Source organism: Bacillus zhangzhouensis (assembly GCF_000715205.1).
GTDB lineage: Bacteria > Bacillota > Bacilli > Bacillales > Bacillaceae > Bacillus > Bacillus zhangzhouensis.
On the sequence record NZ_JOTP01000022.1, the window covers coordinates 24,485 to 46,672 of the forward strand.

The following is a 22,188-nucleotide window of genomic DNA, read 5'->3' on the forward strand; positions in this document are numbered from 1 at the left end:
GCTCTGATTTCCTCTTTTTGTTGCTGTTTCTTCTATTGAAAATGCATGATGGTTAGCTTGTCTTTTCATGTAAACCTACTTATAATTGCTCTAGGTTCATATTACGCAGTATAACGAGCACGTTTGATATAGAGGAGATGAAAGAATGGCTTTAACAGCTGGTATTGTTGGCTTACCTAACGTTGGGAAGTCAACGCTATTTAATGCAATTACACAGGCTGGAGCGGAGTCTGCTAACTATCCGTTTTGTACCATTGATCCAAACGTCGGAATTGTAGAAGTTCCAGACGATCGTTTGCAAAAACTAACAGAATTGGTGCAGCCGAAAAAGACAGTTCCGACTGCTTTTGAATTCACTGATATTGCCGGTATTGTCAAAGGGGCCTCTAAAGGTGAAGGTTTAGGGAATAAATTCCTTTCTCACATTCGTCAAGTAGATGCGATCTGTCATGTGGTGAGAGCTTTTGCAGATGATAACATCACACACGTATCAGGTAAGGTTGACCCTGTGTCAGATATCGAAACCATTAATTTAGAGTTGATTTTGGCTGATTTAGAAACAGTTGAAAAGCGTTTGGCTCGTGTGAGTAAACTTGCAAAACAAAAGGATAAGGAAGCGGTAGCTGAATATGATATTTTGTCGAAGCTAATGAACGCATTTGAAGCTGGGAAATCGGCAAGATCTGTAGAATTTACAGATGAGCAGCAGAAGCTTGTGAAACAGCTTCATTTACTCACATCTAAACCAGTTCTTTATGTAGCAAATGTGAGTGAGGATGAAGTAGCGGATCATGAGGGCAACGAATATGTGCAGCAAATCCGCGAGTTTGCTTCTGGTGAAAATGCTGAAGTCATCATCGTTTGTGCGAAGATCGAGTCTGAAATTGCAGAGCTTGAAGGAGAAGAGAAGCAGATGTTCCTTGAAGAGCTTGGCATCAAAGAATCAGGTCTAGATCAGCTGATTCAAGCATCTTATTCACTTCTTGGTTTAGCTACTTATTTCACAGCAGGTGAGCAGGAAGTACGCGCTTGGACGTTTAAAAAAGGAATGAAGGCACCGGAATGTGCTGGAATCATTCATACGGACTTTGAACGTGGGTTTATTCGTGCTGAAACGGTTGCATATGAAGATTTACTTGCTGGAGGAAGCATGTCTGCTGCAAAAGAGGCTGGAAAAGTCCGTCTAGAAGGTAAAGAATATGTAGTGAAAGATGGAGACGTCATTCATTTCCGTTTTAATGTATAAGTTCTTGTCATAGGCCAAGTGGTTTGTTATAATATACAATTGTGAGTAATATAATTTATTGCTCCTTGCCCGTTTAGGGCCGCTTAGACCAAAAGGAGGTGCAATCAGATGAGAAAGTACGAAGTTATGTACATCATCCGCCCAACAGTTGACGATGAGGCTAAAAAAGCAGTTATCGAGCGTTTCAATAACGTGTTAACTTCTAACGGTGCGGAGATCACTGGAACAAAGGATTGGGGTAAACGTCGTCTTGCATATGAAATCAACGATTTCCGTGAAGGCTTCTACCAAATCGTAAACGTTCAATCTGACGCTGCAGCAGTTCAAGAATTTGACCGCTTAGCTAAGATTAGTGACGATATCATTCGCCACATTGTTGTTAAAGAAGAAGTATAAATCATTGAAATATATATTTAAAGGTGGTCTTTCAATATGCTAAACCGTGTTGTATTGGTCGGAAGACTAACAAAAGACCCTGAGCTTCGCTACACGCCTAATGGTGCGGCTGTAGCCACGTTTACTCTAGCTGTGAATCGTACGTTTACGAATCAATCTGGAGAGCGTGAAGCCGATTTCATTAACTGTGTTACTTGGAGAAGACAAGCCGAGAACGTGGCTAATTTCTTGAAAAAAGGAAGTCTTGCCGGTGTAGACGGTCGTTTGCAGACAAGAAACTATGAAAATCAGCAAGGACAACGTGTCTTCGTGACAGAGGTTCAAGCTGAAAGTGTTCAATTTCTTGAGCCTAAGAGCGGCGGTGCTGGTTCAGGTGGATACAGCGGCGGTGGCAATAGCGGAGGCCAGTATTATGGCGGTAGCCAAAACGATCAGAATCCATTCGGAAATGAACCAAATCAAAATCCATATGGCAATCAAAACAACCAACAAAATCGTAATCAGGGAAATAGCTTCAATGATGACCCATTTGCGAATGATGGTAAACCGATTGACATCTCCGATGATGATTTGCCATTCTAATTGATCTGAAAAAATGACTAAAGGAAAGGTGTGAAAACAAATGGCAGGTGGACGCAGAGGCGGTCGTGCGAAACGTCGTAAGGTGTGTTTCTTTACTTCTAACGGAATCACGCACATCGACTACAAAGATGTTGATCTTCTTAGAAAGTTTGTTTCTGAGCGTGGTAAAATTTTACCTCGTCGTGTAACAGGAACTAGCGCTAAGTATCAACGTAAATTGACTTTAGCGATCAAAAAATCACGTCAAATGGCATTACTTCCATACGTTACTGGTGAGTAAGTCGTTGACTTAAAAGCGAAGAGCCTTGAGCTCTTCGCTTTTTTAAGTAAATAAAATAAATAATTGCTGACTATTTGAGGCATAGCTTTAAAGATATTAAAAGTTTAAACTAATCAAGTGAAAATATATTAATTACGTTTCCCATATCAGCATTTTTGCTTTATATTTAGGGTTTTCTATATTTTTTTTATAATTGTTGAGGAATGATTTATTTAGATTTGATGGGATATAACCTAGCCGAACCTTAAGTATATTTTCGATTACATACATTTTTTTGGTGGATAGTTTATATGACTGCAGTAATTCATCCCCTTCTCTAGTTTCCTTGTGAATTCTTGACTCAAAATTTCTTTTGTAAAAGGAAGTTCTTACTTTTCTAGCTTCTCTTAAAAGGAGTATTAGCTCCCACGTTGAAAATGTCATTAATTCTGGAGTTGTCATGTTAAGATAGGAAGAATTGACTTCTCTATTTATTATCTGGATTCTTTCTCCGTCTTTTTGAATCTGATTTAGTGATAAATTCATCTCACAAAAATCACAAAAAAAGAAATCTATCTCCGTTTTTAGATTTGTGCCACAGTATGGGCATGTATTAGCCATAATATTCTCCCCTTAACATATTTTTAAAAGCTCTGTAAAACATCAAATCATCCTATATTAAGCAATAACATTCAGTTTCCTCTACGAATATTCTACCAGTAACATATTAAAAAGAAAGAGTTGTTAAAATAAAGGGAAAACAGATCCGCTATATAAAAAGAAGATCTGTTTTTTCAAAAGATTGAACATACACCATTGACATTTATTTAAAAACATCATATCCTTAATTCGAGATAAATATATTTTTTTGATTTAATATCTCGAATTCGAGATAATATAAAGGTGTTAACAAAGACATAATGAATAGAAGCTTGTTATTTCATGATGGGGAGGTCATTAGAAGTGAAGAAAACAGAAGGAATTCACCATATTACAGCAATTGTTGGTCATCCTCAGGAGAATGTTGATTTTTATGCAGGTGTTTTAGGACTTCGTCTCGTGAAGAAGACCGTGAATTTTGATGATCCAGGTACGTACCATTTATATTTTGGAAATGAAGGAGGATCTCCGGGGACGATTATCACGTTTTTCCCATGGCCAGGTGCACAAAAGGGACAAATTGGCGCAGGTCAAGTGGGCGTGACGACATATGTTGTACCATCAGGCGCTTTCTCTTTCTGGAAGGAACGTCTTGAGCAGTTTGATATTTCTTATGAAATGGTTGAACGCTTTGATGAAGCCTTTCTCTCATTCGAAGATCCACACGGCTTGTTGATTGAGCTAGTAGAACGTGCGGAGGGAAAAGAAAATGAGTGGACATTTAACGGGGTCACACCGGCTGTTGCGATAAAAGGGTTTGGCGGAGCTGTTTTGTTAACATCACAGCCAGAGCAAACGATGCAGCTGCTAGAACAAACAATGGGTTTTGAACGAGTTGGAGCAGAAGAGGACTATGTGAGATTCCGTTCGTTTGGTGAGATAGGCAATGTGATTGATGTGAACAAGATACCTGTTGCACGCGGACGTATGGGTGTTGGGGTTGTACATCATATTGCATGGAGAGCAACAGATGATCAGGATCAATTAGATTGGCAAAGACATATTGCACAAAGCGGGTATCAAGTCACACCTGTGCAAGACAGGAATTACTTCAATGCCATTTACTTTAGAGAGCTTGGCGGCATATTATTTGAAATTGCGACCGATCCTCCAGGGTTTGCACACGATGAAACAGTGGAAACAATGGGTGAAGCATTGAAACTGCCATCTCAATATGAGGCGCAGCGTAGCCAGATTGAACAAATTGTGCTGCCAATTGAGGTGAGAGAAATCAAAGGGAAAGGAGATTCATGATGAAGCATCTTTTTCGAAAAGGAAAGAATGAACAAAGACCTGTTCTTTTATTACTGCATGGAACTGGAGGGACAGAACATGACTTATTGCCGCTTGCAGAGGTGATAGATCCTGACGCTTCTGTTCTTAGTGTGAGAGGAAATGTGTTAGAGAACGGCATGCCGCGTTTTTTCAGGCGTTTGGCAGAGGGTGTTTTTGACGAACAAGATTTAATTGAGCGTACAAAGGAACTATATACATTCATCGGAGAAGCAGCAGATGAACATGGATTTGACCGTCACAATGTGGTAGCCATCGGCTATTCCAATGGGGCGAACATTGCTGGGAGCCTGTTATTCCATTATGGAGATGCACTGAAAGGAGCCATCCTGCATCACCCGATGGTCCCAAGACGCGGGGTTTCATTACCGTCATTAGCGGGGAAACAAGTCTTTATAGCAGCTGGTGAAAATGACCCAATGTGCCGTCCAGAGGAATCACAGGAACTGGAGCAATTACTGCAAGAGGCGGGAGCATCTGTAACGCTACATTGGGAACATCGTGGACATCAGCTAACGAGAGAAGAAGTCGATGCTGCGGCATTATGGTATCGTCGTCAATTTTAATGAAGGTGGGGAATACAGGTGGGATTTTTACAGAAGCTTTTTGGGCAAACCAAACAAAAGGAGCTGGAACAAATGGAAAATGTAAAACTAGCGATTATTTATTATAGTTCAACAGGTACAAATTATCAGATGGCAAAATGGGCTGAGGCTGGAGCGAAAGAAGCTGGCGCTGAAGTGAAGGTATTAAAGGTTGCTGAATTGGCACCAGAAGCAGTTGTGGCATCAAATCCAGCATGGAAAGCACATTTAGATGAAACAAAAGATGTACCAGAGGTTCAATTGAGTGATTTAGAGTGGGCAGATGCGATCATCTTTAGCATGCCGACACGTTTCGGTAACTTGCCGGCTCAAATGAAGCAATTCTTAGATACAACAGGCGGCTTGTGGTTCCAAGGGAAATTGGCAAACAAAGCAGTGAGTGCGATGACATCTGCACAAAATCCAAATGGTGGACAGGAGCAGACCATTCTCAGCCTTTACACGACTATGTTCCACTGGGGAGCGATTATTGCCGCTCCTGGATACACAGATGACTCCCTATACGGTGCAGGGGGCAACCCTTACGGTGTGAGTGTCACTGTGGACCAAAATGGAAAGATTCAAGAGGATGCAGAAGCAGCTGCGAAACATCAGGCGAAACGTACAGTCAATGTGGCAGAATGGATCAAAAAAGGTCAAAACGCTTAATAGATATAAACAAAAAGAATGCAGCCTCGCCGCTGCATTCTTTTTCATTTAATAAGGGTCTGAAGGTGTGCTGTTCTTGATGGCTTCGTTCACGGCTTGTGCTGCGCCTGTTGAACCGATGGGTCCGCTTGGTTCCTCATGTTTAAAGGCTTTTAAGCCGTCAGCGACACGCTTTCCGTAATCAGCATCTGCTTTTGTAAAGTTTTCGATCATTTGATCTTGAATGTCTTTTTGACATGTCGCAAGGGTATTGACTAAGTTCTTAATCAGCTCCTCACGTTCCCAATCATTGAAGCGGCGATACGTTTCTCCCGCTTGACCGAAATTGTTCGGGCGGTCAATGGATTCTCGTTTCACTTCACCCTCGACAAAAGGTGTATGATCCTTTCCATCCTGCTTCGCTTCTTTTAATCCACCGAGGATAGACGGCTCATAATTCACATGGGGATTTTGTCCTTTTCCTTGATCGACATGGTATTCCATTTGTCCATCTCGTTGATTGGTGGCGACATGCTTTTTCGGAGCATTGATCGGAAGCTGTAAATAGTTTGGCCCCACACGATATCGCTGCGTGTCAGAGTAGGAGAAGGTGCGTCCTTGCAGCAATTTATCATCTGAAAAATCGAGACCGTCTACGAGAACCCCAGTCCCAAACGCAACCTGCTCGACTTCTGCAAAATAATTCTCTGGATTTTTGTTTAAGACCATTCGTCCGATCGGTTTCCATGGATAGTCATCTTTGTACCAAAGTTTTGTCGGATCAAGCGGGTCAAAGTCGAGGTGAGGGTGGGCTTCATCCTCCATGATCTGCGCATATACCTCCCATTCAGGATGATCTCCTTGCTCAATGGCTTCATATAAATCCTGTGTGGCATGATTAAAGTTTTCCCCTTGAATCGCTTGAGCCTGTTCCTGTGTCAGGTTGCGAATGCCTTGTTTCGGTTCAAAGTGATATTTGACCAGCACCGCTTTCCCTTCGTGATTCACCCATTTGTAGGCATGGACACCCGAGCCTTGCATGTGGCGGTATGTCGCTGGAATGCCCCATGGTGAAAAGAGAAATGTCACCATGTGCGTCGCTTCTGGTGATTGCGAGACGAAATCAAAAATACGCTCGCCGTCCTGACGATTGGTGACAGGATCGGGCTTAAAGGCATGAACCAAATCAGGGAACTTCAAAGCATCTCGGATAAAGAAAATTTTCAGATTGTTTCCAACTAGATCCCAATTTCCTTCTTCTGTATAAAATTTGATCGCAAACCCTCTAGGATCGCGCAATGTTTCTGGCGAATGACCGCCGTGAATCACAGAAGAAAAACGAACGAAGACAGGGGTCTTTTTCCCTTTCTCCTGAAATAACTTGGCTCTTGTATAGGTGGAGATGGGTTCATCACCGAATGTGCCATAGGCTTCAAAATAACCGTGTGCCCCGGCCCCGCGTGCGTGGACGACACGTTCAGGAATACGCTCACGATCAAAATGACTGATTTTCTCTAGGAAATCGTAGTTTTCAAGCGTGGTTGGTCCTCTGTTCCCAACGGTTCTCATGTTTTGATTATCTGTTACCGGATGACCTTGTCGATTCGTTAAAGTGTCTTCTGAATCTGAAGATGGTTTAGGCTGTTGATCTTCTTTCAAGTAGAATCCCTCCTTCAATCTCTCAATATCAATATGGTCATGTTTCTCCCTATTTCATACAAGGATTGATATAATGATTGAAAACTTTCATGAGGAGCGAACCTGATGATTCGATTACATTGCCTTCACGCACATCCTTCCAATATGTCTTATATAGAAGACGTTTTTCGTGATACAGCATTTGAGTTGCATCACACAGTCGATTCATCATTTATGGAACGTGCCAAACAAGATCCCGCTTTTGATCTTCACCAGCAGCAAACCTATGCCATCAACAGACTGATGCAAGAGAGGGAAGCTGATATGATCCTATTAACCTGTACACAATATATTGCGGCTATGGGTGACCAGCAGCACCTTTTCAAACAACCGATTGTTCCGATAGATGAACCGTTATTTGAGCTGATTTGCGAGAAAAAAGAGCCTCTTCAACTTGTGTTTTCAAACCCAGATACAGTGGAAGGAACGATGCATCGGTTTTATTCGTATGCAAAAGAGCGGGGAATACAGGTTGAAGCCGATATTGTTGTGATGGAGGATATCTTTCATCTTTGCCTAAATGGTGACATGCCAGCATATGAGGATCGAATCAAAGAGCAGCTGAGAAGATGTATGAAGCAAAAAAGTGGACACATTTGCGTGATGCAGCTTTCGATGGTTCACGCTGCACAACAGGTTGAGCGGGAAACAGGCGCTTCCATCATTCATCCGCTTTCTTCATTAAGATCGTTTGTTCATCAAAAAATGACTGCTTTGAAAGAGTGAACCCGTCAGGTTCGCTCTTTTTGTATAGAAAAGAACATGCGATGACATGTTAAAAAAATAACGAGCGCAAACTATTTTCAAAAGGTGCGCGTCTATCCATTGTAAGAAATAACAGATGCGCATTTAAGATAAAGGAGCTCTTTGTAAAATGAAGAAACGAAAGATTGATGATCAATTTGCGGATTACGTAATGGAGCATAAACATAGTTTTTATCGATTGTCCTATAGTTATGTCAAAAACCCGGAAGATGCCATGGATGTCGTTCAAGAGGCGATTCATAAAGCACTCAAATCTGTTCACAGGCTAGAGGATGCAAGCAAGATGCATAGCTGGTTTTATAAAATCGTGGTGAACGCTGCCTTAGACTTTTTACGAAAGAAGAAGCGGGTGCAGGTGACAGATGACGACACACTCGAATTCTTATCAAAGGGTGAATCAGATGTCTATGAGGATCAAGACGTCAGACGGGCCATAGAGGATTTGCCTGAGATGTACCGGGTTATCATCATATTGAGATTCTTTGAAGATTTAAAACTAGAGGACATCGCTCATATTCTCGAAGAAAACGAAAACACCATCAAAACAAGATTATATAAGGCGTTGCGACTTTTAAAAGTAGAATTATCGCAGGAGGAAATATAAATGGATAAGTATTTGGAACAGTTAAAAGAGGAATATTTAGAAATCCCTATTCCACCGGAATATGATGCCATGGTTGAACGGACGTTGAAACGAAAAAATAAAAAACCTCACTTTCAGCAATGGACCATTGGACTCGTCGCTGCGGCTGCTCTGTTTGTCACGACTGTTAACGTCAGTCCACAGGCAGCAAGAGCGATTTCAGAGGTACCTGTCATTGGAGAGCTTGTGAAAGTCGTGACTTTCACAGAATTTAAAAAGAGCGATCAAGGAACGAATATTGATCTCAAAACACCACACGTATCGGGGCTTGGTGACGGAAAATTAGAAGACAGCCTGAATCAAAAATATTTAGCTGAAAACAAAAAGCTGTATCAAGATTTTGAAAAGGAAACAAAGGGTTATAAAAATGGTCATTTGAGCGTTGAGAGTGGGTATGAAGTGAGAACAAACAATGACCAGATTCTCTCACTAGGTCGTTACAAGGTAACTACTCAGGCTTCAGCAGCAGAAGAGATGACGTACGATACGGTTGATAAGAAAAATCATGTACTGATCACACTACCAAGCTTGTTTAAAAATGATCGTTATATTGATGTGATTAGTGAAAATATTAAAGAACAAATGAAGAAACAGATGAAAGAGGATTCCAATAAGGTTTACTGGATTGGCAAAGATGAAATGGACCCATTTAAGAAGATTCAGCCAGATCAAAGCTTCTATATCAATTCGAAAGGCAAGCTTGTGATTTCCTTTAATGAATATGATGTGGCGCCTGGCTACATGGGGGTTGTTGAATTCACAATACCAACAAGTGCGCTAAAGGATATCCTCGTCAGTGATATGTATATTCATTAGAAAGAAGCGTTCTGAAAGGAACGCTTTTTTAACATAGAAAAAGACTGCTGAACGTGTCTGTCAGCAGTCTTGTCGTGTTGATTAAGAAAGGGCGTCCGTTAGTGCAGGAACCACTTGTTTCTTTCTGGATACAACACCTTTTAGTAAAGCTGTGTTATTTTCAAGTGTTACGTTAAATGCTTTTTCTACTTTTGCCGCTTCAGCACCAAGTGCAAGAGCAAGAGAATCATTTTCTAAAATGTCTGTGATCACTAGAACAAATAGATCAAGACTTTTCGCTGCAATGACTTCATTGATTTTCGCTTCAATATCAGCTTGTCTTGCTGTCACTTCAGCGATATCTACTGTATTGACTTGAGCAATTTCAACTTTGCTGTTGCCTAGTGCAAATTCTTTTGCATCAAGTGTAATTAATTCTTGAACGGTTTTCTGGCTCAGATCAGCACCGGCTTTCAGCATGTCTAGGCCGTATACTTCTGGGTCTACCCCTGCGATTTTCGCTAGCTCATGCGCAGCATCAATGTCTTGCTGTGTGCATGTTGGGGATTTGAATAATAAGGAATCAGAAATGATCGCAGATAAAAGCAAACCAGCGATTTCTTTTTCAATCGTAATTTGATGCTCTTTGTACATTTTGTTTAAGATCGTTGCTGTACAACCAACTGGCTCAGCACGATAGTAAAGAGGTTCACTTGTTTCAAAGTTGGCAATACGGTGATGGTCAATGACCTCAGTCACTTGTACTTGATCAATATCGCTTACACTTTGCTGGAATTCGTTATGATCGACAAGAATGACTTGCTTTGTTTCGTTTGCAGCCGTTTCAATGAAACGAGGTGCTTCTTGTTTAAAGAAATCTAATGCGTATTGTGTTTCTCCATTGATTTCTCCAAGTCTGACAGCTTCTGCCTGAGCGCCAATTTTGTTTTTCAGATCAGCGTAAGCGATAGCAGAGCAAATCGTGTCTGTGTCAGGGTTTTTGTGTCCGAATACGAGTGTTTTTCCCATGTGAATTCTCCTTCTTACATTTATTGATGATGTTTCTATTCTAACAGCTTTTGACCTTGAATTCAGGGTTTATAGCTAAGAATAATCTAAAAAATTGTAACATGCTGTCTGAAAACTTGCATGTACAATTCCATATTGTGTTCCACGTGAAACGTTCCCAGGATAGCCTGGATTTTACTTGAGATTTGCCACTATGGTAAAATAAAGGTTGGGGCAAGACATGATAGAGCTTACATAGTACGTATACATAGAAGTACACATTGAGCAAGATATAGAAAAATGATTGGATAGAGGTGAAGGTGTGAAACAAACAAAAGCGTTAGTAGAAGGCGCAATTATGATCAGTATTTTTTCGGTCATGATGCTGTTTTATTTGTATGTGCCGCTATTATCCATTATTTTCTTTCTAGCTGCTCCGATTCCGATCATTCTCTATACAATCAGGCATGGCTTGAAAAAAGGAATTGCTGCTGGCGCTATTGGCATAGTGATCAGCTTTTTAATTGGGTCTATTGCTGGGCTGATGAGTGCACCAATGCTGATTGCTGTCGGTTTAGGCATGGGTGTTTTCTATAGCAAGAGGCAGCCGGGGAATGCGGTCATTACAGGAGCGCTGATCTATTTATTCAGTTTTCTCATCTACTTTGTTGTCAGTGTTCAGCTTTTCCAAGTCGATATACTTGGAATCGCTAAAGAAGCGATTGGGCAAATGATTCCTATGTTAGAGAGTGTCTTAAAGCAATCCGGCGCTTCTGAACAGGACATTGCGAAACAACTGAAGCAGTTTAGAGAGATGCAGGATACCGCATTGAGTGCTTTACCTGTAGCGTTATTGATTGGTGTCACGCTGATGGCTTTTGTGAATCACTGGTTCGTGCAGCCTCTGATCAAACGGTTTGTCAAAGACATGCCAACCCTTAAGAAATTTAAGGATATGCGGCTGCCAAAAAGCATGGTATGGTATTATTTACTCACACTACTTTTGATGCTGATTCAGACGGAAAAAGGCAGCTTTTTATGGCTCGTGCAAACGAGTGCGTTTCAAATTTTATTTATACTGGTGCTTATTCAGGGCTTTTCTTTTATCTTCTATTATTGCCACGAAAAAAACATCTCAAAAGTGGTACCCATTTTTGCTATTGTGTTGACGGTTCTCTTGCCGCCAATCGGTGTGATTGTGCGTATTATAGGGATTGCTGACATAGGCTTTGATTTAAGAGATAAAGTAAAAAACAAATAATTCACTCTGAATGTTGAGGAGTTGATATCAGTGCCAAGCTTCTATAGAAAACCTGTCATCAAGTATCCGATCTTCGCGTTAATTGTACTTGCGATGGTCACAGTCCTCCTCAACCTTTATTTTAATTGGATCATAGGAGCGGTTGGTCTTTTAGTCCTTGCAGGTGTGCTCTACTTCTTAAAGTGGGCAGATACGCAAGTACAAAAAGAGATTGATTCATATATTTCAACATTATCCTATCGAGTCAAAAAGGTTGGAGAAGAAGCATTAATGGAGATGCCAATTGGTATTATGCTGTTTAATGACCAGTATTATATCGAGTGGACAAATCCATTTCTTGCTTCGTGCTTTCATGAAAGCACACTTGTCGGCAGATCCTTGTACGATACATTCGAGTCAATTGTGCCTCTTATTAAACAGGAGGTCGAGACAGAAAATGTGACGCTGAATGACCGGAAATTCAAAGTCATTATTAAGCGGTCAGAGCGCCTTTTATATTTCTTTGATGTAACGGAACAGGTGCAGATTGAAAGACAGTATGAAAATGAACGAACGGTGTTATCTTATATCTTTTTAGACAATTATGACGATGTCACGCAAGGCCTTGATGATCAGGTGCGCAGCACCATTAATAGTGAAGTGACGTCTCTGTTAAACAATTGGGCACAAGAATATGGCATTTTCCTGAAGAGAATTTCGTCTGAACGTTTTATGGCGGTATTAAATGAGAGCATTTTAGCTGAGCTTGAAGCGTCGAAGTTCTCCATTTTAGACGAGGTCCGTGAGAAAACAGGGGCACATAGCGCGACGCTTACCCTTAGTATCGGAATCGGTGCGTCTGTTCCTTCTTTAAAAGAGCTTGGAGCACTTGCGCAATCGAGTCTTGACCTTGCCCTCGGACGAGGCGGGGATCAGGTAGCCATTAAACAGCCGAATGGGAAAGTGAAATTCTACGGCGGGAAAACCAATCCAATGGAAAAACGGACACGAGTACGCGCACGGGTCATTTCTCATGCCTTAAAAGAAATTGTGTCTGAAAGCGGTAATGTCATGATCATGGGACACAAGTTCCCAGACATGGACTCAATCGGTGCATCAATCGGTATTTTAAAGGTCGCCCAAGCCAATGGGAAAGAAGGCTATATTGTCATTGATGCCAATCAGATTGGGGACAGTGTCCAACGCTTAATTAGTGAAATTAAGAATTATGAAGAACTTTGGTCACGTTTTATCACACCAGAGGAAGCAATGGAGCTTGCAAAGGATGACACATTGCTTGTGGTCGTTGATACACATAAACCGTCCCTTGTGATGGAAGAACGACTGCTGAATAAAATTGAAAACGTCGTTGTAATTGACCACCATAGACGAGGCGAGGAATTTATCCGAGATCCTTTACTTGTCTATATGGAGCCATATGCTTCATCCACAGCGGAACTTGTGACAGAGCTATTAGAGTATCAGCCGAAGAAATTAAGAATTAACATGATTGAGGCCACTGCGCTTCTTGCTGGAATCATCGTTGATACGAAGAGTTTCTCGCTGAGAACGGGGTCAAGAACGTTCGATGCGGCTTCCTACCTTCGAGCGAAGGGAGCAGATCCTGTCCTTGTGCAAAAGTTCTTAAAAGAGACAGTCGATCATTACATCAAACGGGCAAAACTCATTCAACATACAGAGCTGTATCAAAGCCAGGTGGCGATCGCTTCATTGCCGTCTGACAGCTCGGAGTATTATGATCAAATTACGATTGCACAGACGGCTGATTCATTGCTGTCGATGAGTGAGGTGGAAGCGTCATTTGCTGTCGCTAGACGAGATGACGACACTGTCTGCATCAGTGCAAGATCGTTAGGGGATATCAATGTCCAAATTATCATGGAAGCGTTAGACGGCGGCGGTCATTTGACTAACGCTGCAACCCAAATTTATGGTATAACCATTGAAGAAGCGGTAGAGAAGTTAAAAGCTGCCATAGATGAATATTTCGAAGGAGGGGTTCAAAGATGAAAGTGATCTTTCTAAAAGACGTAAAAGGCAAAGGGAAAAAAGGCGAAGTCAAGAATGTAGCTGACGGATACGCTCACAACTTTCTGATCAAACAAGGGTTAGCTGTTGAAGCAAATCCAACGAACCTAAGTGCATTGGAAGGACAGAAAAACAAAGAGAAAAAGAATGCCATCCAAGAGCTTGAACAAGCCAAACAACTAAAAGAAACACTTGAGGCGTTAACAGTGGAGCTCACTGCAAAATCAGGTGAAGGCGGTCGTCTGTTTGGATCTATTACAAGCAAACAAATCGCTGATAAATTACAAAAGGATCATCAAATCAAACTCGATAAGCGCAAAATCGAGCTGAATGACGCCATCCGTGCGTTAGGATATACAAATGTACCTGTGAAGCTTCATCCAGAAGTGCAAGCAACATTGAAAGTACATGTGACAGAACAAGCATAAATAGAAAAGAACCCGTCTCTTGAGGCGGGTTCTTTCTTTTTAAGAAGGATCTGATATATAGACATTTCGTCCGGCGCGCATGCCTGATAAAAACATAAAGAACAAAATAATAATAAAGATGATAATGGATGGTGTCCATGAATGGGTGTAATCAAAGAGAATACCAATCATGAATGGACCAACAGCGGCTAATAAATAACCGAGAGATTGCGCCATTCCTGAGAGGGCAGCTGCTTGTTCCATATGGGTTGTCCGTAATCCGATAAATGTGAGGGCAAGACTGATACTAGCTCCTTGTCCAATGCCGATCAATAAAACAGAGATGACAAGAATAGGTGTAGTTCCTCCTAGAAGAAGACCGATCATGCCAAGCAAATATACAAGAACAAGGCCGCATACAAGCGGTCTTTGCGATTTTAATTTTTCTGCAAAAACAGGCGTTAAAAAGGTGGATGGCAGACCAGCAAACTGCATAATAGACAGCATCCATCCAGCCGTCGACAGGTTCATTCCATGTGATGTCAAAATATCAGGGAACCATGCGATGCTGCTATAGAAAAGAAATGACTGCAAGCCCATAAAAAAGGTCACCTGCCATGCGACACGTGAACGCCATATTGGCTGCTCTGTGAGCGAGATGCTTTTGACTGCCGCTGTGTTTTGATGAAGAAGCTGCGGAGCCCAGACCATCATGGCAATGAGTGCAAGTCCACCCCATACAAGGAATGACGTATTCCAGCCGCCAGGCATCGTATGGCTCAGCGGAACACTCACACCTGATGCAAGTGCAGCAAAGACGGACATCGAGGTTGTATATACGCTTGTCATCAATCCAGCATGTGCAGGGAATTTATGCTTAACGAGCCCCGGTAAGAGCACGTTACAAATCGCAATCCCAACGCCGACTAGTGCTGTTCCAATCATTAAGAAGGTGATGGTGCCAAACGAGCGAATCACAATCCCAAATAGAAGGACAGCAAGTCCAAGCCAAAGGGTTCGTTCATTGCCAAGACGTTTTCCGATTTTAGGTGCAACTGGAGAAAGCAATGCGAATGAGAGCAGCGGTAATGTCGTGAGAAAACCTGCAAGTCCATTTGAAAGCTGTAAATCAGAACGAATGGCGCCGATCACAGGTCCGACGGACGTAATGGCAGGCCGCAGGTTAAAGGCAATGAGTAAAATCCCAGCAATCAGCAAAATGGTTTGCCCTGTACTGCGAGGATGTAATTTTGATTGTTCTAGTTGTTGTTCCATGAATGTAAACTCCTTTATTTCTTTAAGAAGAGCGATCTTTCTTCTGTTCAAGCTCCGCTAATTTAGCTAATAAGATATGTTGCGGCATATGCATAATTTGTTCAATTGGTACATTGAGAGATGCAGCAAGCTTTTGTGAGGTATCAGCTGAGATTTGTAAAGGTCTCATGCGCAAATCCCTCCTCCTTCAATCTATACGTTCCAATATATCATATCCGCTTATAGAGTGGCTTAAAAAATTTCCGCGGGAAAGGCAGGCTCTATTTAACGCTGATAAAACCACTTGATGGCAGACAAAAAATTTCGCTGAAATTGACCGATATGATGTCCTTCTCCCTGCTCAATATGAAGGCGGAGGCAATGTTCTGAGAGGCCACAATGGAGCACGATGTGATGGAGCTCCTCCGTAAATGGCACCATATATTGCTGAGCAGAGGATTTCCCCTTTCCTTCTTCACTGCCAACCGATAGGTAGATGCGCCGGGGCAGCGTCTGAAGGCTGTGCTGACGTATGTAGGCCATGAAATGAGGGTACCAAAAGGAACCGGATAGAGCGCCGATGTGTTGAAAAAGGGATGGTTCCTTCCAAAGTACATACATGGACACAAGCCCGCCTAAAGAGGCGCCAATGAGTCCGTGCTGTCCCTGCTCAGGCTGAATCGGATAGTGCTGAACAAGATAGGGCATCAGCTGGTCAGCTAAAAAAGTGAGATATGTGTCAGCTTCGCCTTTGAAAGCTGGAAAGGATGGATGAAGAGCAGGTGCTCTCCATGGCGTATATTCATCAAGCCGGTTGAAGGGATGAACGCCAATGAGGACCACAGGTGTGATGGTGCCGCGTTCGATCATATCTTCTAAAGAGAGGATTTGCTGGTGAAACAGGGAGGATCCATCCTGCACAATCACAGCTGGCATGGGAGTACTTGGACTAGGTGGAATATAAATATCCAGTTGACGACCGTTCAACTCGTCATATAAAAAAGAACCTTTCATTCACGAGACCCTCCTTCCATCATGAAGAAGAGCGCCATGTCGGCGCTCAATCTGTTTTTTGTGTGGATAACCAATTCACTGCTTGATCGAGAAATGTGGTTTTGCTTAAAGCTGTTCCGCCTTGAAGCAAGGGATCGACGATATTTTCACTCACATGTCCGTGTTTCACAGCCTGAAGGCTTGCCCAAATCTGATTGGCTTCTAAGTCCTTGAGGGCATTTGGATTTGATGCATTCTCTTCTTCAGAGAACTGAACAAAAATATAATCAGGGTCCAATTCTCCAAGACGTTCCATGGATAGTAAGGCTTGTGCTTTGGCCTTTTTCACATCGTTTGGAGCTGTAAATCCAAGGTCTCCATACAACGTAGAGTTGAAGTACACGTCCTCAGGATAGACATACAAATCTCCTTGGCGAATGCGGAGGATGATCGCTGTTTTGTTTTTACTTGTCTCTTTTAACAGCTTTTTCGCTTTTACTAGGTCTTTTTGATAGTTCGAAATGATTGTTTTCGCTTCATTTTTCTTCCCAGTCAGTTCCCCAAGCAATAAGAGATTGTCTTTCCAATCAGAAGAAATATGAGAGACTGGGATCGTCGTTTGAACCTTCTCCAGCTTTTTAATGGTCGCTGGTGGGAACTTTGTCGATCCTAAAATGACATCAGGATTGAGCTTCAGGATTTTTTCTAAGTTTGGTTCTGTTTTTTCACCAATGCCCTCTGTTTTAGATGTGATGTCTTCAAACAATGAAGGGAATGCGCCGCCTACAGTTGATGCCCCAATCGGCTCAACACCTAGCAGTTTTGCATCTTCCATTGATTCTAAACTTCCAGCAATGACAAGGCGTTTTGCTGGTGTTTTTACTTGATACGTCTTCCCTAAGTATTCAACTTCAGCCTGAGCTGATGCTTCTGTGGATGTTGTTTTCTTTGTAGTAGTTGTTTTTTGATTTCCACTGCCGCAAGCTGAACTGATGACCATTACGATACAAATGATAAGCAAAGCTGCCCATTTTTTCATATGTTTTCTCCTTTAACTGATAATTGTTCTCAATTAAAGATTGTATGATGCTTTTCATCAATGATCCATAGATTTTTCTCAGGAATTTGATGGACTTTTTACGGATAAAAAGATAATAGATCATGAATGACCCGTTGATGGCTGGCAGCCGTATACTCTCTCCAAGGGTCTGAAGAGAGCGAATAAACCGCTTTTTGCGCAACTGCTCTTATGTTTTGCCAAGCCACCTGCTGCTTTAATTGTTGATAGAAAGCGAGGGTGCTCGGTTCTTTATGCAAAAGTAAAAATATGCAATCTGGATCACACTGCTTGATGAAGTGTACATCGATTTTCCGCTCCGTGATTTTACTAGATTCATGAAAGGCGGAAGGCAGACCGATATCGTCTAATATAACCTCTGACAAAGTGCGGTTGACGGACAAATAGAGATGATCTTGATAGATTCTAATAGGGAGAACCGTTTTTCTGCTGCGTGAGCAAATTCTCTTCGCCTGCTCGACTAGTTCATCGTAGTGTGTCAGCCACTCCTGTGCTTCTTTTTCTTCGCCCAATATAGCGGCAGTCTCTTGAAACTGAGAACGCCAGTCTAATTGATTGAAAGGGACAAAATGTACAGGACAAATCGATTGAAGTGCGGCTTTCTCATCATGTGTTATTTGATCGTTTGCAATAATGAATTCTGGCTGTGCTTTTTGCACTTGCTGTATGTTTTTTTCACTATGTTCATTGATACGATGTGCGTTTAAATGAATTGGAATGTCATCACCATAATGCTCAAAATCATACGCTGTCCACTTCGGATGAATGGGAGCAGCGTATGGAAGCAAATGAAGCGGCGTGAGCTGTCCAAGGATAGAAGGACCGTAGGCAATGATTTTACGCTGTCTGCTTTTCATATATTGAGAAGGGGTCACACCCGTTTTTTTCTTAAAAATTCGACTGAAGTAATAAGGGTCCTGATAGCCGATTTCCTGGGCAATATTCTTGAGCTTTTCGTTTCCTTGCGCCATCAGTTGTTTAGCACGAGTCAGCCTTTTTTTCATCAAATAGTCTGTGACGCTTAGACCGAATTGTTCCTTAAATCGTTCACTATAATGATTGGGACTGACACCAGCCATCTCAGAGAGTGTGGTTAAACGAATGGGTTCATCTGAATGATCGTCGATGTATTGTTTCGTTTTAAAAAGCGCCTGTGTGGTGTCACACATCATATGCTTTTGAAGCGTCAGTAGCTTTAAAATCAACTTTTGAAACAGCAGCTGACTTTGAAAGGAATGAGTGGAGTCAGTCTGCTGCAAAAGGTCTGCCATCTGTGTTAGTGAGTGATGAATCTGCTCAAACGTATCTGTATGTACGAATTGCCATGCATTGAGAAGAGGTTTTGCCGTCTCTTTTGAAATGGCTTTTAGATCATCGTGATGCGAGACATAGATGTGAAAGCGCACTAAATAAAGTTCATATTTTTGATAGGGGTCAGTTTCCAGCATAAACGTCTCGTTTGGCATCATCGTATAGAGTGTTTCATCTTTCAGTCGCCATTTTTGATCATTGATGAAGAGAAAGCCGCTGCTTTTGAGACTAAAAAGAAGACAGTATGTATTTGACAGTTGTTGTTCTACATGCGGTAACTCTGTATGATGGATTTTTTCAACACTGATTAGGCGGTACATAAAATGACCAGCCTCAGTTAGCACAGGCTGAGAATGAGTATTCATGAACAGTCACCTCTACTTTCTTTTGACAACGAAATGAAAAACACCCTGTCTCATTCACAGGGTGACAATGATTTTATATGATTCAGATGGTTGTGCCTCTTCTTCGGTGACATCGTAGCAACGGAGATCTTGCCAGTTTGCTTGAATGTAGTCGATACAAGCGTCCCGAGTGTCTTCTCCGTATACAGTCTCCCATCCTTTAGGGACTGGTTCAAAGGATGGCCAAAGAGAATGCTGTCTTGTTTCGTTCATCAGCACAAGAAATGAACCATCTTCACGCAAGAAAGGGTTATTCATCGGTCTCACTCCTTTGTCTTTTTGATTCGGAAGGATAGAGAGCAAAACGAAATGCCTCATTAATCAAGACAGGAAGAACAGAGGAATGTCCTTCTCTTGGAAATTCCATGTATTGTACGTGTAAACCATTAGGTGAAGAAACAGAAAGCCGCTCTTTCATCGCCTGTGCGTTTTGATTCATCTGGCAGAGATGGTCTTTTTCAAGCTCACCAACACCAATCAATAATCGATTTTGATGCGTCTGTTGTTTTAATCGTTCTTGAAACGCCTGCTCTTGCTGTAACAGGAGTGACGGATACCAATGAATGGATGGACTGCCAGCAATATATGTTTGAAATGCTTCAGGGTAATCGAATAATGTACTTAACGTAAAAAGACCGCCAAGAGAGTGGCCGAATAGAGTTTGACGACCTCGATTGATTGGGTACCTTGCTTCAATCATCGGTTTGATTTGTTTTTCCAAAAAGGAAAAAAAGGGATGAGCACCCCCATACGAGTGTGTGGCAGCTCCTTTTTTAAGCGCCTGTATCCATTGATCAGGCGGTTGATGAGTAAAATCCTCATGTCGTTGTGGATGATGGGGTTGATCCGTCTTGTATCCAATGCCAACAATGACAGCAGGTGTCACCCCTGTTTTTTCAGGGATACTTGATTGTAGACGAAGTGCTTCCACCATGGTGGCGAAAATCGCATTTCCGTCGAGTGCATATATCACAGGGAAACCTTCTGAAGGTATGGGTCCATCAGGTTGATAGATGAAAAGGCGATAGGGACGATTCTTTACATCGAATTGCTGCGTCCCAGATAACATAAATGGGCTGCTTTCGTAAAAAAGAGAAGGGATCATTCAGTTATAGGCTCCTCTCTAAATGAAAATGATTATCATTATCGAATAAATAGTAACTTGATTTACATGAGAAGTCAAATGAGACGATGGAAACATGAGTAGAAAAGAGCGTGATAAAATATCACAAATCATGAAGAAGAAAATAGGCACATCCTTTATAATGGGATGGTATTCACTATCTCAAAAGGTCAGGTTATAGGGAGAGACGATCGCCATGCATACGCCAATTGGCAAGCTAAAACGAAAACTGCACGAATATCAATTGAACTTGAAGAAGACCTTTACGGTCGAGGAATTAAGCGAAATGAAACAGGCACTACATGAAATACGGATGACATTTGCGGCCTACGAAGAATGGGATCTGTACCAGCGGGCCACCGATATGATCACCATCCTCCTCTTTCAACATGCCCTCCAGCAAAACCACTACTAACACTTTCACTTTTTTATGGATGAAAATGATAAAAGATGGGTAGCGTATGATTTTATGAATGGACGGTACTTGGCATGACGGAACTTCTCGATGACCGGCTGCCGCCGCAAAATATAGAAGCCGAGCAGGCCGTATTAGGTGCTGTTTTAAGAGTGGTGAAATATCATATAGCATCAAAAATGCGACAATTAAAAAAGTAAGGGATGTTCCCTTACTTATTGATCAATTGGTGTACATATCTGTAAACACCATTCAATTAGAATCCATCTGTGACATCATATTCGTAACGGATATCGGCTTTGACATTGCTCATAGTAGATCTCGCTGTAGCCTTTGCTTTGTACTTAAAGCTCCATTTTTGAGCGACTTTTAATTGATCTTCAAGAGAAATACGGTAAGAACCGCTTGTTGCAGATGAAAAAAGTGATTGGTACCAAACATTACTTTCACTAGCCGTCAGTTTGTGTGTGACATTCCCTTGGTTAGGTGTTTGGGTACTAGTCGTCGTAATCGATTTTACGATAGCATTTTTAGGAATAGAAGAATTGTTCGTTAAATCCATTGTAATAACTGAAGAATCAACACCTGCTAGATTTAAAGAAGAATTCCCCAGGTTGGAAGCGGTGCCCGTAAAATTGAAATTACCATTTCCAGATTTAATACGATCTTGAATGGATACAGTAAAATACATATTCCCTGTATATGTACCACGTGTCACTTTCACAAAATAAGTTTCTGAAGTTGAAGTCACGTCACCAGTATTGGCAAAAATAAATGGTGTAATGGAATCAGAGTTAATGACTCTAGACCTCTCGTCAGAATTTTTCGAATTATACACCTCGATTTTCATCCCCGTATATTGCTTATCATATGAACTTCGCACATAAACCCTTTCACCCTTATTGATCGTGAACTGATAATACGCTTCATTTTCGCCTTCAGGTAAGATTGTCGTGTCTGAACGACTATTTTTCCAATATCCCATTGAGATTGCAGTGTTAGGACTGTTATTCCCTGTAATAGCTGCTTCCGCTGAGTTAGGTGCAAAAAAACTAGTAACAAGCGCCAATAATAATGCTGGTAATAATAAATGTTTAAAGATATTATTTGTCATATATTAACCCTCCTTGTAATAATTACTATATCGTCATCAAACTAACAAATTTTAACTGAAATGCCGATATATTTAATAATCACTATTTTTTTAAAAAAGGAGAATCAAAATGAATATTAATACGTCGTACACAGCCAGTGCTTCAAGCAATCTGAACCAAATAGACTCTAAAGGTCAATCAGCTATTAAAAGTACAAATGAGGTGATGACAGAATCTGATAGA

General features: G+C 41.5%; 25 protein-coding genes and 2 pseudogenes. 16 read left to right on the forward strand and 11 right to left on the reverse strand.

Features of this window, described 5'->3' with window-relative positions; all coding sequences use genetic code 11:
• The first annotated feature begins 145 nt into the window (after nt 1-145).
• The 4 genes from ychF to rpsR all read left to right on the forward strand — a co-directional run bounded on the left by ychF (nt 146) and on the right by rpsR (nt 2,504).
• Nucleotides 146-1,246: a redox-regulated ATPase YchF gene (gene ychF, locus BA70_RS14990; RefSeq protein WP_034323871.1), complete on the forward strand. Its 1,101-nt coding sequence runs from the start codon at nt 146-148 to the stop codon at nt 1,244-1,246.
• Nucleotides 1,247-1,354: 108 nt separating this feature from the next.
• Nucleotides 1,355-1,642 carry a 30S ribosomal protein S6 gene (rpsF, locus tag BA70_RS14995; RefSeq protein ID WP_003215073.1) on the forward strand — a complete coding sequence of 96 codons (288 nt, stop codon included), beginning with the start codon at nt 1,355-1,357 and terminating at the stop codon, nt 1,640-1,642.
• A 36-nt stretch (nt 1,643-1,678) separates the two neighbouring features.
• Nucleotides 1,679-2,224 carry a single-stranded DNA-binding protein SsbA gene (gene ssbA / locus BA70_RS15000; RefSeq protein ID WP_034323875.1) on the forward strand — a complete coding sequence of 182 codons (546 nt, stop codon included), beginning with the start codon at nt 1,679-1,681 and terminating at the stop codon, nt 2,222-2,224.
• A gap of 40 nt (nt 2,225-2,264) precedes the next feature.
• Nucleotides 2,265-2,504, forward strand: coding sequence for a 30S ribosomal protein S18 (rpsR, locus tag BA70_RS15005; RefSeq protein WP_008347556.1), 240 nt, complete (start codon nt 2,265-2,267; stop codon nt 2,502-2,504).
• Between the two features lie 132 nt (nt 2,505-2,636).
• On the opposite strand, the gene BA70_RS15010 is transcribed toward rpsR, so the two are convergent.
• Nucleotides 2,637-3,104, reverse strand: a complete 468-nt coding sequence (locus BA70_RS15010; RefSeq protein ID WP_034323877.1) for a hypothetical protein — start codon at nt 3,102-3,104, stop codon at nt 2,637-2,639.
• Nucleotides 3,105-3,425: 321 nt separating this feature from the next.
• Between BA70_RS15010 and BA70_RS15015 the strand changes: the two genes are divergently transcribed.
• The 3 genes from BA70_RS15015 (at nt 3,426) to wrbA (ending at nt 5,689) form a co-directional block, all read left to right on the forward strand.
• Entirely contained in the window at nt 3,426-4,397 is a 972-nt protein-coding gene (locus tag BA70_RS15015) for a ring-cleaving dioxygenase (RefSeq protein ID WP_051691166.1), read from the forward strand.
• Nucleotides 4,394-5,002, forward strand: coding sequence for an alpha/beta hydrolase (locus BA70_RS15020; protein ID WP_034323880.1), 609 nt, complete (start codon nt 4,394-4,396; stop codon nt 5,000-5,002). Before BA70_RS15015 ends, BA70_RS15020 begins: the two co-directional genes overlap by 4 nt.
• Nucleotides 5,003-5,074: 72 nt before the next feature.
• Nucleotides 5,075-5,689 (forward strand): NAD(P)H:quinone oxidoreductase, encoded by a 615-nt coding sequence (gene wrbA / locus BA70_RS15025; protein WP_003215063.1) that lies wholly within the window; start codon nt 5,075-5,077, stop codon nt 5,687-5,689.
• A 48-nt stretch (nt 5,690-5,737) separates the two neighbouring features.
• Here the strand turns inward: wrbA and katX are convergent, their stop codons facing one another.
• Nucleotides 5,738-7,327 (reverse strand): catalase KatX, encoded by a 1,590-nt coding sequence (gene katX / locus BA70_RS15030; RefSeq protein ID WP_034323885.1) that lies wholly within the window; start codon nt 7,325-7,327, stop codon nt 5,738-5,740.
• Nucleotides 7,328-7,432: 105 nt separating this feature from the next.
• On the opposite strand from katX, the gene BA70_RS15035 reads away from it, so the two are divergent.
• The 3 genes from BA70_RS15035 (at nt 7,433) to rsiV (ending at nt 9,590) form a co-directional block, all read left to right on the forward strand.
• Nucleotides 7,433-8,092, forward strand: a complete 660-nt coding sequence (locus BA70_RS15035) for a hypothetical protein (RefSeq protein ID WP_034323888.1) — start codon at nt 7,433-7,435, stop codon at nt 8,090-8,092.
• 148 nt (nt 8,093-8,240) lie between these two features.
• Nucleotides 8,241-8,735, forward strand: a complete 495-nt coding sequence (locus tag BA70_RS15040) for an RNA polymerase sigma factor (RefSeq protein ID WP_034323891.1) — start codon at nt 8,241-8,243, stop codon at nt 8,733-8,735.
• Nucleotides 8,736-9,590: an anti-sigma-V factor RsiV gene (gene rsiV / locus BA70_RS15045; protein WP_034323893.1), complete on the forward strand. Its 855-nt coding sequence runs from the start codon at nt 8,736-8,738 to the stop codon at nt 9,588-9,590.
• Nucleotides 9,591-9,671: 81 nt separating this feature from the next.
• Here rsiV and BA70_RS15050 read toward each other — a convergent pair whose 3' ends face one another.
• Nucleotides 9,672-10,598, reverse strand: a complete 927-nt coding sequence (locus BA70_RS15050) for a manganese-dependent inorganic pyrophosphatase (protein ID WP_034323895.1) — start codon at nt 10,596-10,598, stop codon at nt 9,672-9,674.
• Nucleotides 10,599-10,899: 301 nt separating this feature from the next.
• Between BA70_RS15050 and BA70_RS15055 the strand changes: the two genes are divergently transcribed.
• The 3 genes from BA70_RS15055 to rplI are packed head-to-tail and all read left to right on the forward strand — an operon-like array spanning nt 10,900 to nt 14,294.
• On the forward strand, nt 10,900-11,838 hold the full coding sequence (locus BA70_RS15055; protein ID WP_034323898.1) for a YybS family protein: 939 nt from the start codon (nt 10,900-10,902) through the stop codon (nt 11,836-11,838).
• 30 nt (nt 11,839-11,868) lie between these two features.
• The gene (locus BA70_RS15060) at nt 11,869-13,848 is read left to right on the forward strand and encodes a DHH family phosphoesterase (RefSeq protein WP_034323900.1); all 1,980 of its coding nucleotides are present in this window, start codon (nt 11,869-11,871) and stop codon (nt 13,846-13,848) included.
• Entirely contained in the window at nt 13,845-14,294 is a 450-nt protein-coding gene (rplI, locus tag BA70_RS15065) for a 50S ribosomal protein L9 (protein ID WP_034323903.1), read from the forward strand. Before BA70_RS15060 ends, rplI begins: the two co-directional genes overlap by 4 nt.
• 39 nt (nt 14,295-14,333) lie before the next feature.
• On the opposite strand, the gene BA70_RS15070 is transcribed toward rplI, so the two are convergent.
• From BA70_RS15070 to BA70_RS15095, 7 genes are all read right to left on the reverse strand, one after another.
• Nucleotides 14,334-15,548, reverse strand: a complete 1,215-nt coding sequence (locus BA70_RS15070; protein WP_034323906.1) for a CynX/NimT family MFS transporter — start codon at nt 15,546-15,548, stop codon at nt 14,334-14,336.
• A gap of 22 nt (nt 15,549-15,570) precedes the next feature.
• Nucleotides 15,571-15,717 carry a YycC family protein gene (locus BA70_RS19640; protein WP_078061739.1) on the reverse strand — a complete coding sequence of 49 codons (147 nt, stop codon included), beginning with the start codon at nt 15,715-15,717 and terminating at the stop codon, nt 15,571-15,573.
• Nucleotides 15,718-15,812: 95 nt separating this feature from the next.
• Nucleotides 15,813-16,541: an alpha/beta hydrolase gene (locus BA70_RS15075; RefSeq protein WP_034323908.1), complete on the reverse strand. Its 729-nt coding sequence runs from the start codon at nt 16,539-16,541 to the stop codon at nt 15,813-15,815.
• Between the two features lie 46 nt (nt 16,542-16,587).
• Nucleotides 16,588-17,559 (reverse strand): ABC transporter substrate-binding protein, encoded by a 972-nt coding sequence (locus BA70_RS15080; protein ID WP_034323910.1) that lies wholly within the window; start codon nt 17,557-17,559, stop codon nt 16,588-16,590.
• Between the two features lie 98 nt (nt 17,560-17,657).
• Nucleotides 17,658-19,274, reverse strand: coding sequence for an ABC transporter substrate-binding protein (locus BA70_RS15085; RefSeq protein ID WP_051691167.1), 1,617 nt, complete (start codon nt 19,272-19,274; stop codon nt 17,658-17,660).
• 54 nt (nt 19,275-19,328) lie between these two features.
• On the reverse strand, nt 19,329-19,571 hold the full coding sequence (locus BA70_RS15090; RefSeq protein ID WP_034323912.1) for an MbtH family protein: 243 nt from the start codon (nt 19,569-19,571) through the stop codon (nt 19,329-19,331).
• Nucleotides 19,564-20,418 (reverse strand): alpha/beta hydrolase, encoded by an 855-nt coding sequence (locus tag BA70_RS15095; protein ID WP_051691168.1) that lies wholly within the window; start codon nt 20,416-20,418, stop codon nt 19,564-19,566. Before BA70_RS15095 ends, BA70_RS15090 begins: the two co-directional genes overlap by 8 nt.
• Nucleotides 20,419-20,632: 214 nt before the next feature.
• Between BA70_RS15095 and BA70_RS15100 the strand changes: the two genes are divergently transcribed.
• Together BA70_RS15100 and BA70_RS20630 are read left to right on the forward strand one after the other, a co-directional pair.
• Nucleotides 20,633-20,851, forward strand: coding sequence for a hypothetical protein (locus BA70_RS15100; RefSeq protein ID WP_034323914.1), 219 nt, complete (start codon nt 20,633-20,635; stop codon nt 20,849-20,851).
• Between the two features lie 74 nt (nt 20,852-20,925).
• Nucleotides 20,926-20,997, forward strand: a pseudogene (locus tag BA70_RS20630) (hypothetical protein); the annotation flags it as partial.
• A 110-nt stretch (nt 20,998-21,107) separates the two neighbouring features.
• Here BA70_RS20630 and BA70_RS15105 read toward each other — a convergent pair.
• Nucleotides 21,108-21,965 carry a hypothetical protein gene (locus BA70_RS15105; RefSeq protein WP_034323916.1) on the reverse strand — a complete coding sequence of 286 codons (858 nt, stop codon included), beginning with the start codon at nt 21,963-21,965 and terminating at the stop codon, nt 21,108-21,110.
• A gap of 109 nt (nt 21,966-22,074) precedes the next feature.
• On the opposite strand from BA70_RS15105, the pseudogene BA70_RS20885 reads away from it, so the two are divergent.
• Nucleotides 22,075-22,188 (forward strand): annotated as a pseudogene (locus BA70_RS20885) (DUF4885 family protein); the annotation flags it as partial.

What these genes read in the sequence shown, in the direction of transcription:
- ychF (WP_034323871.1), top strand. Translation starts at nt 146, where the DNA reads ATGGCTTTAACAGCTGGTATTGTTGGCTTACCTAACGTTGGGAAGTCA.
- rpsF (WP_003215073.1), top strand. Translation starts at nt 1,355, where the DNA reads ATGAGAAAGTACGAAGTTATGTACATCATCCGCCCAACAGTTGACGAT.
- ssbA (WP_034323875.1), top strand. Translation starts at nt 1,679, where the DNA reads ATGCTAAACCGTGTTGTATTGGTCGGAAGACTAACAAAAGACCCTGAG.
- rpsR (WP_008347556.1), top strand. Translation starts at nt 2,265, where the DNA reads ATGGCAGGTGGACGCAGAGGCGGTCGTGCGAAACGTCGTAAGGTGTGT.
- BA70_RS15010 (WP_034323877.1), bottom strand. Translation starts at nt 3,104, where the DNA reads ATGGCTAATACATGCCCATACTGTGGCACAAATCTAAAAACGGAGATA.
- BA70_RS15015 (WP_051691166.1), top strand. Translation starts at nt 3,426, where the DNA reads ATGATGGGGAGGTCATTAGAAGTGAAGAAAACAGAAGGAATTCACCAT.
- BA70_RS15020 (WP_034323880.1), top strand. Translation starts at nt 4,394, where the DNA reads ATGATGAAGCATCTTTTTCGAAAAGGAAAGAATGAACAAAGACCTGTT.
- wrbA (WP_003215063.1), top strand. Translation starts at nt 5,075, where the DNA reads ATGGAAAATGTAAAACTAGCGATTATTTATTATAGTTCAACAGGTACA.
- BA70_RS15035 (WP_034323888.1), top strand. Translation starts at nt 7,433, where the DNA reads ATGATTCGATTACATTGCCTTCACGCACATCCTTCCAATATGTCTTAT.
- BA70_RS15040 (WP_034323891.1), top strand. Translation starts at nt 8,241, where the DNA reads ATGAAGAAACGAAAGATTGATGATCAATTTGCGGATTACGTAATGGAG.
- rsiV (WP_034323893.1), top strand. Translation starts at nt 8,736, where the DNA reads ATGGATAAGTATTTGGAACAGTTAAAAGAGGAATATTTAGAAATCCCT.
- BA70_RS15050 (WP_034323895.1), bottom strand. Translation starts at nt 10,598, where the DNA reads ATGGGAAAAACACTCGTATTCGGACACAAAAACCCTGACACAGACACG.
- rplI (WP_034323903.1), top strand. Translation starts at nt 13,845, where the DNA reads ATGAAAGTGATCTTTCTAAAAGACGTAAAAGGCAAAGGGAAAAAAGGC.
- BA70_RS15070 (WP_034323906.1), bottom strand. Translation starts at nt 15,548, where the DNA reads ATGGAACAACAACTAGAACAATCAAAATTACATCCTCGCAGTACAGGG.
- BA70_RS19640 (WP_078061739.1), bottom strand. Translation starts at nt 15,717, where the DNA reads ATGAGACCTTTACAAATCTCAGCTGATACCTCACAAAAGCTTGCTGCA.
- BA70_RS15075 (WP_034323908.1), bottom strand. Translation starts at nt 16,541, where the DNA reads ATGAAAGGTTCTTTTTTATATGACGAGTTGAACGGTCGTCAACTGGAT.
- BA70_RS15080 (WP_034323910.1), bottom strand. Translation starts at nt 17,559, where the DNA reads ATGAAAAAATGGGCAGCTTTGCTTATCATTTGTATCGTAATGGTCATC.
- BA70_RS15085 (WP_051691167.1), bottom strand. Translation starts at nt 19,274, where the DNA reads ATGAATACTCATTCTCAGCCTGTGCTAACTGAGGCTGGTCATTTTATG.
- BA70_RS15090 (WP_034323912.1), bottom strand. Translation starts at nt 19,571, where the DNA reads ATGAATAACCCTTTCTTGCGTGAAGATGGTTCATTTCTTGTGCTGATG.
- BA70_RS15095 (WP_051691168.1), bottom strand. Translation starts at nt 20,418, where the DNA reads ATGATCCCTTCTCTTTTTTACGAAAGCAGCCCATTTATGTTATCTGGG.
- BA70_RS15100 (WP_034323914.1), top strand. Translation starts at nt 20,633, where the DNA reads ATGCATACGCCAATTGGCAAGCTAAAACGAAAACTGCACGAATATCAA.
- BA70_RS15105 (WP_034323916.1), bottom strand. Translation starts at nt 21,965, where the DNA reads ATGACAAATAATATCTTTAAACATTTATTATTACCAGCATTATTATTG.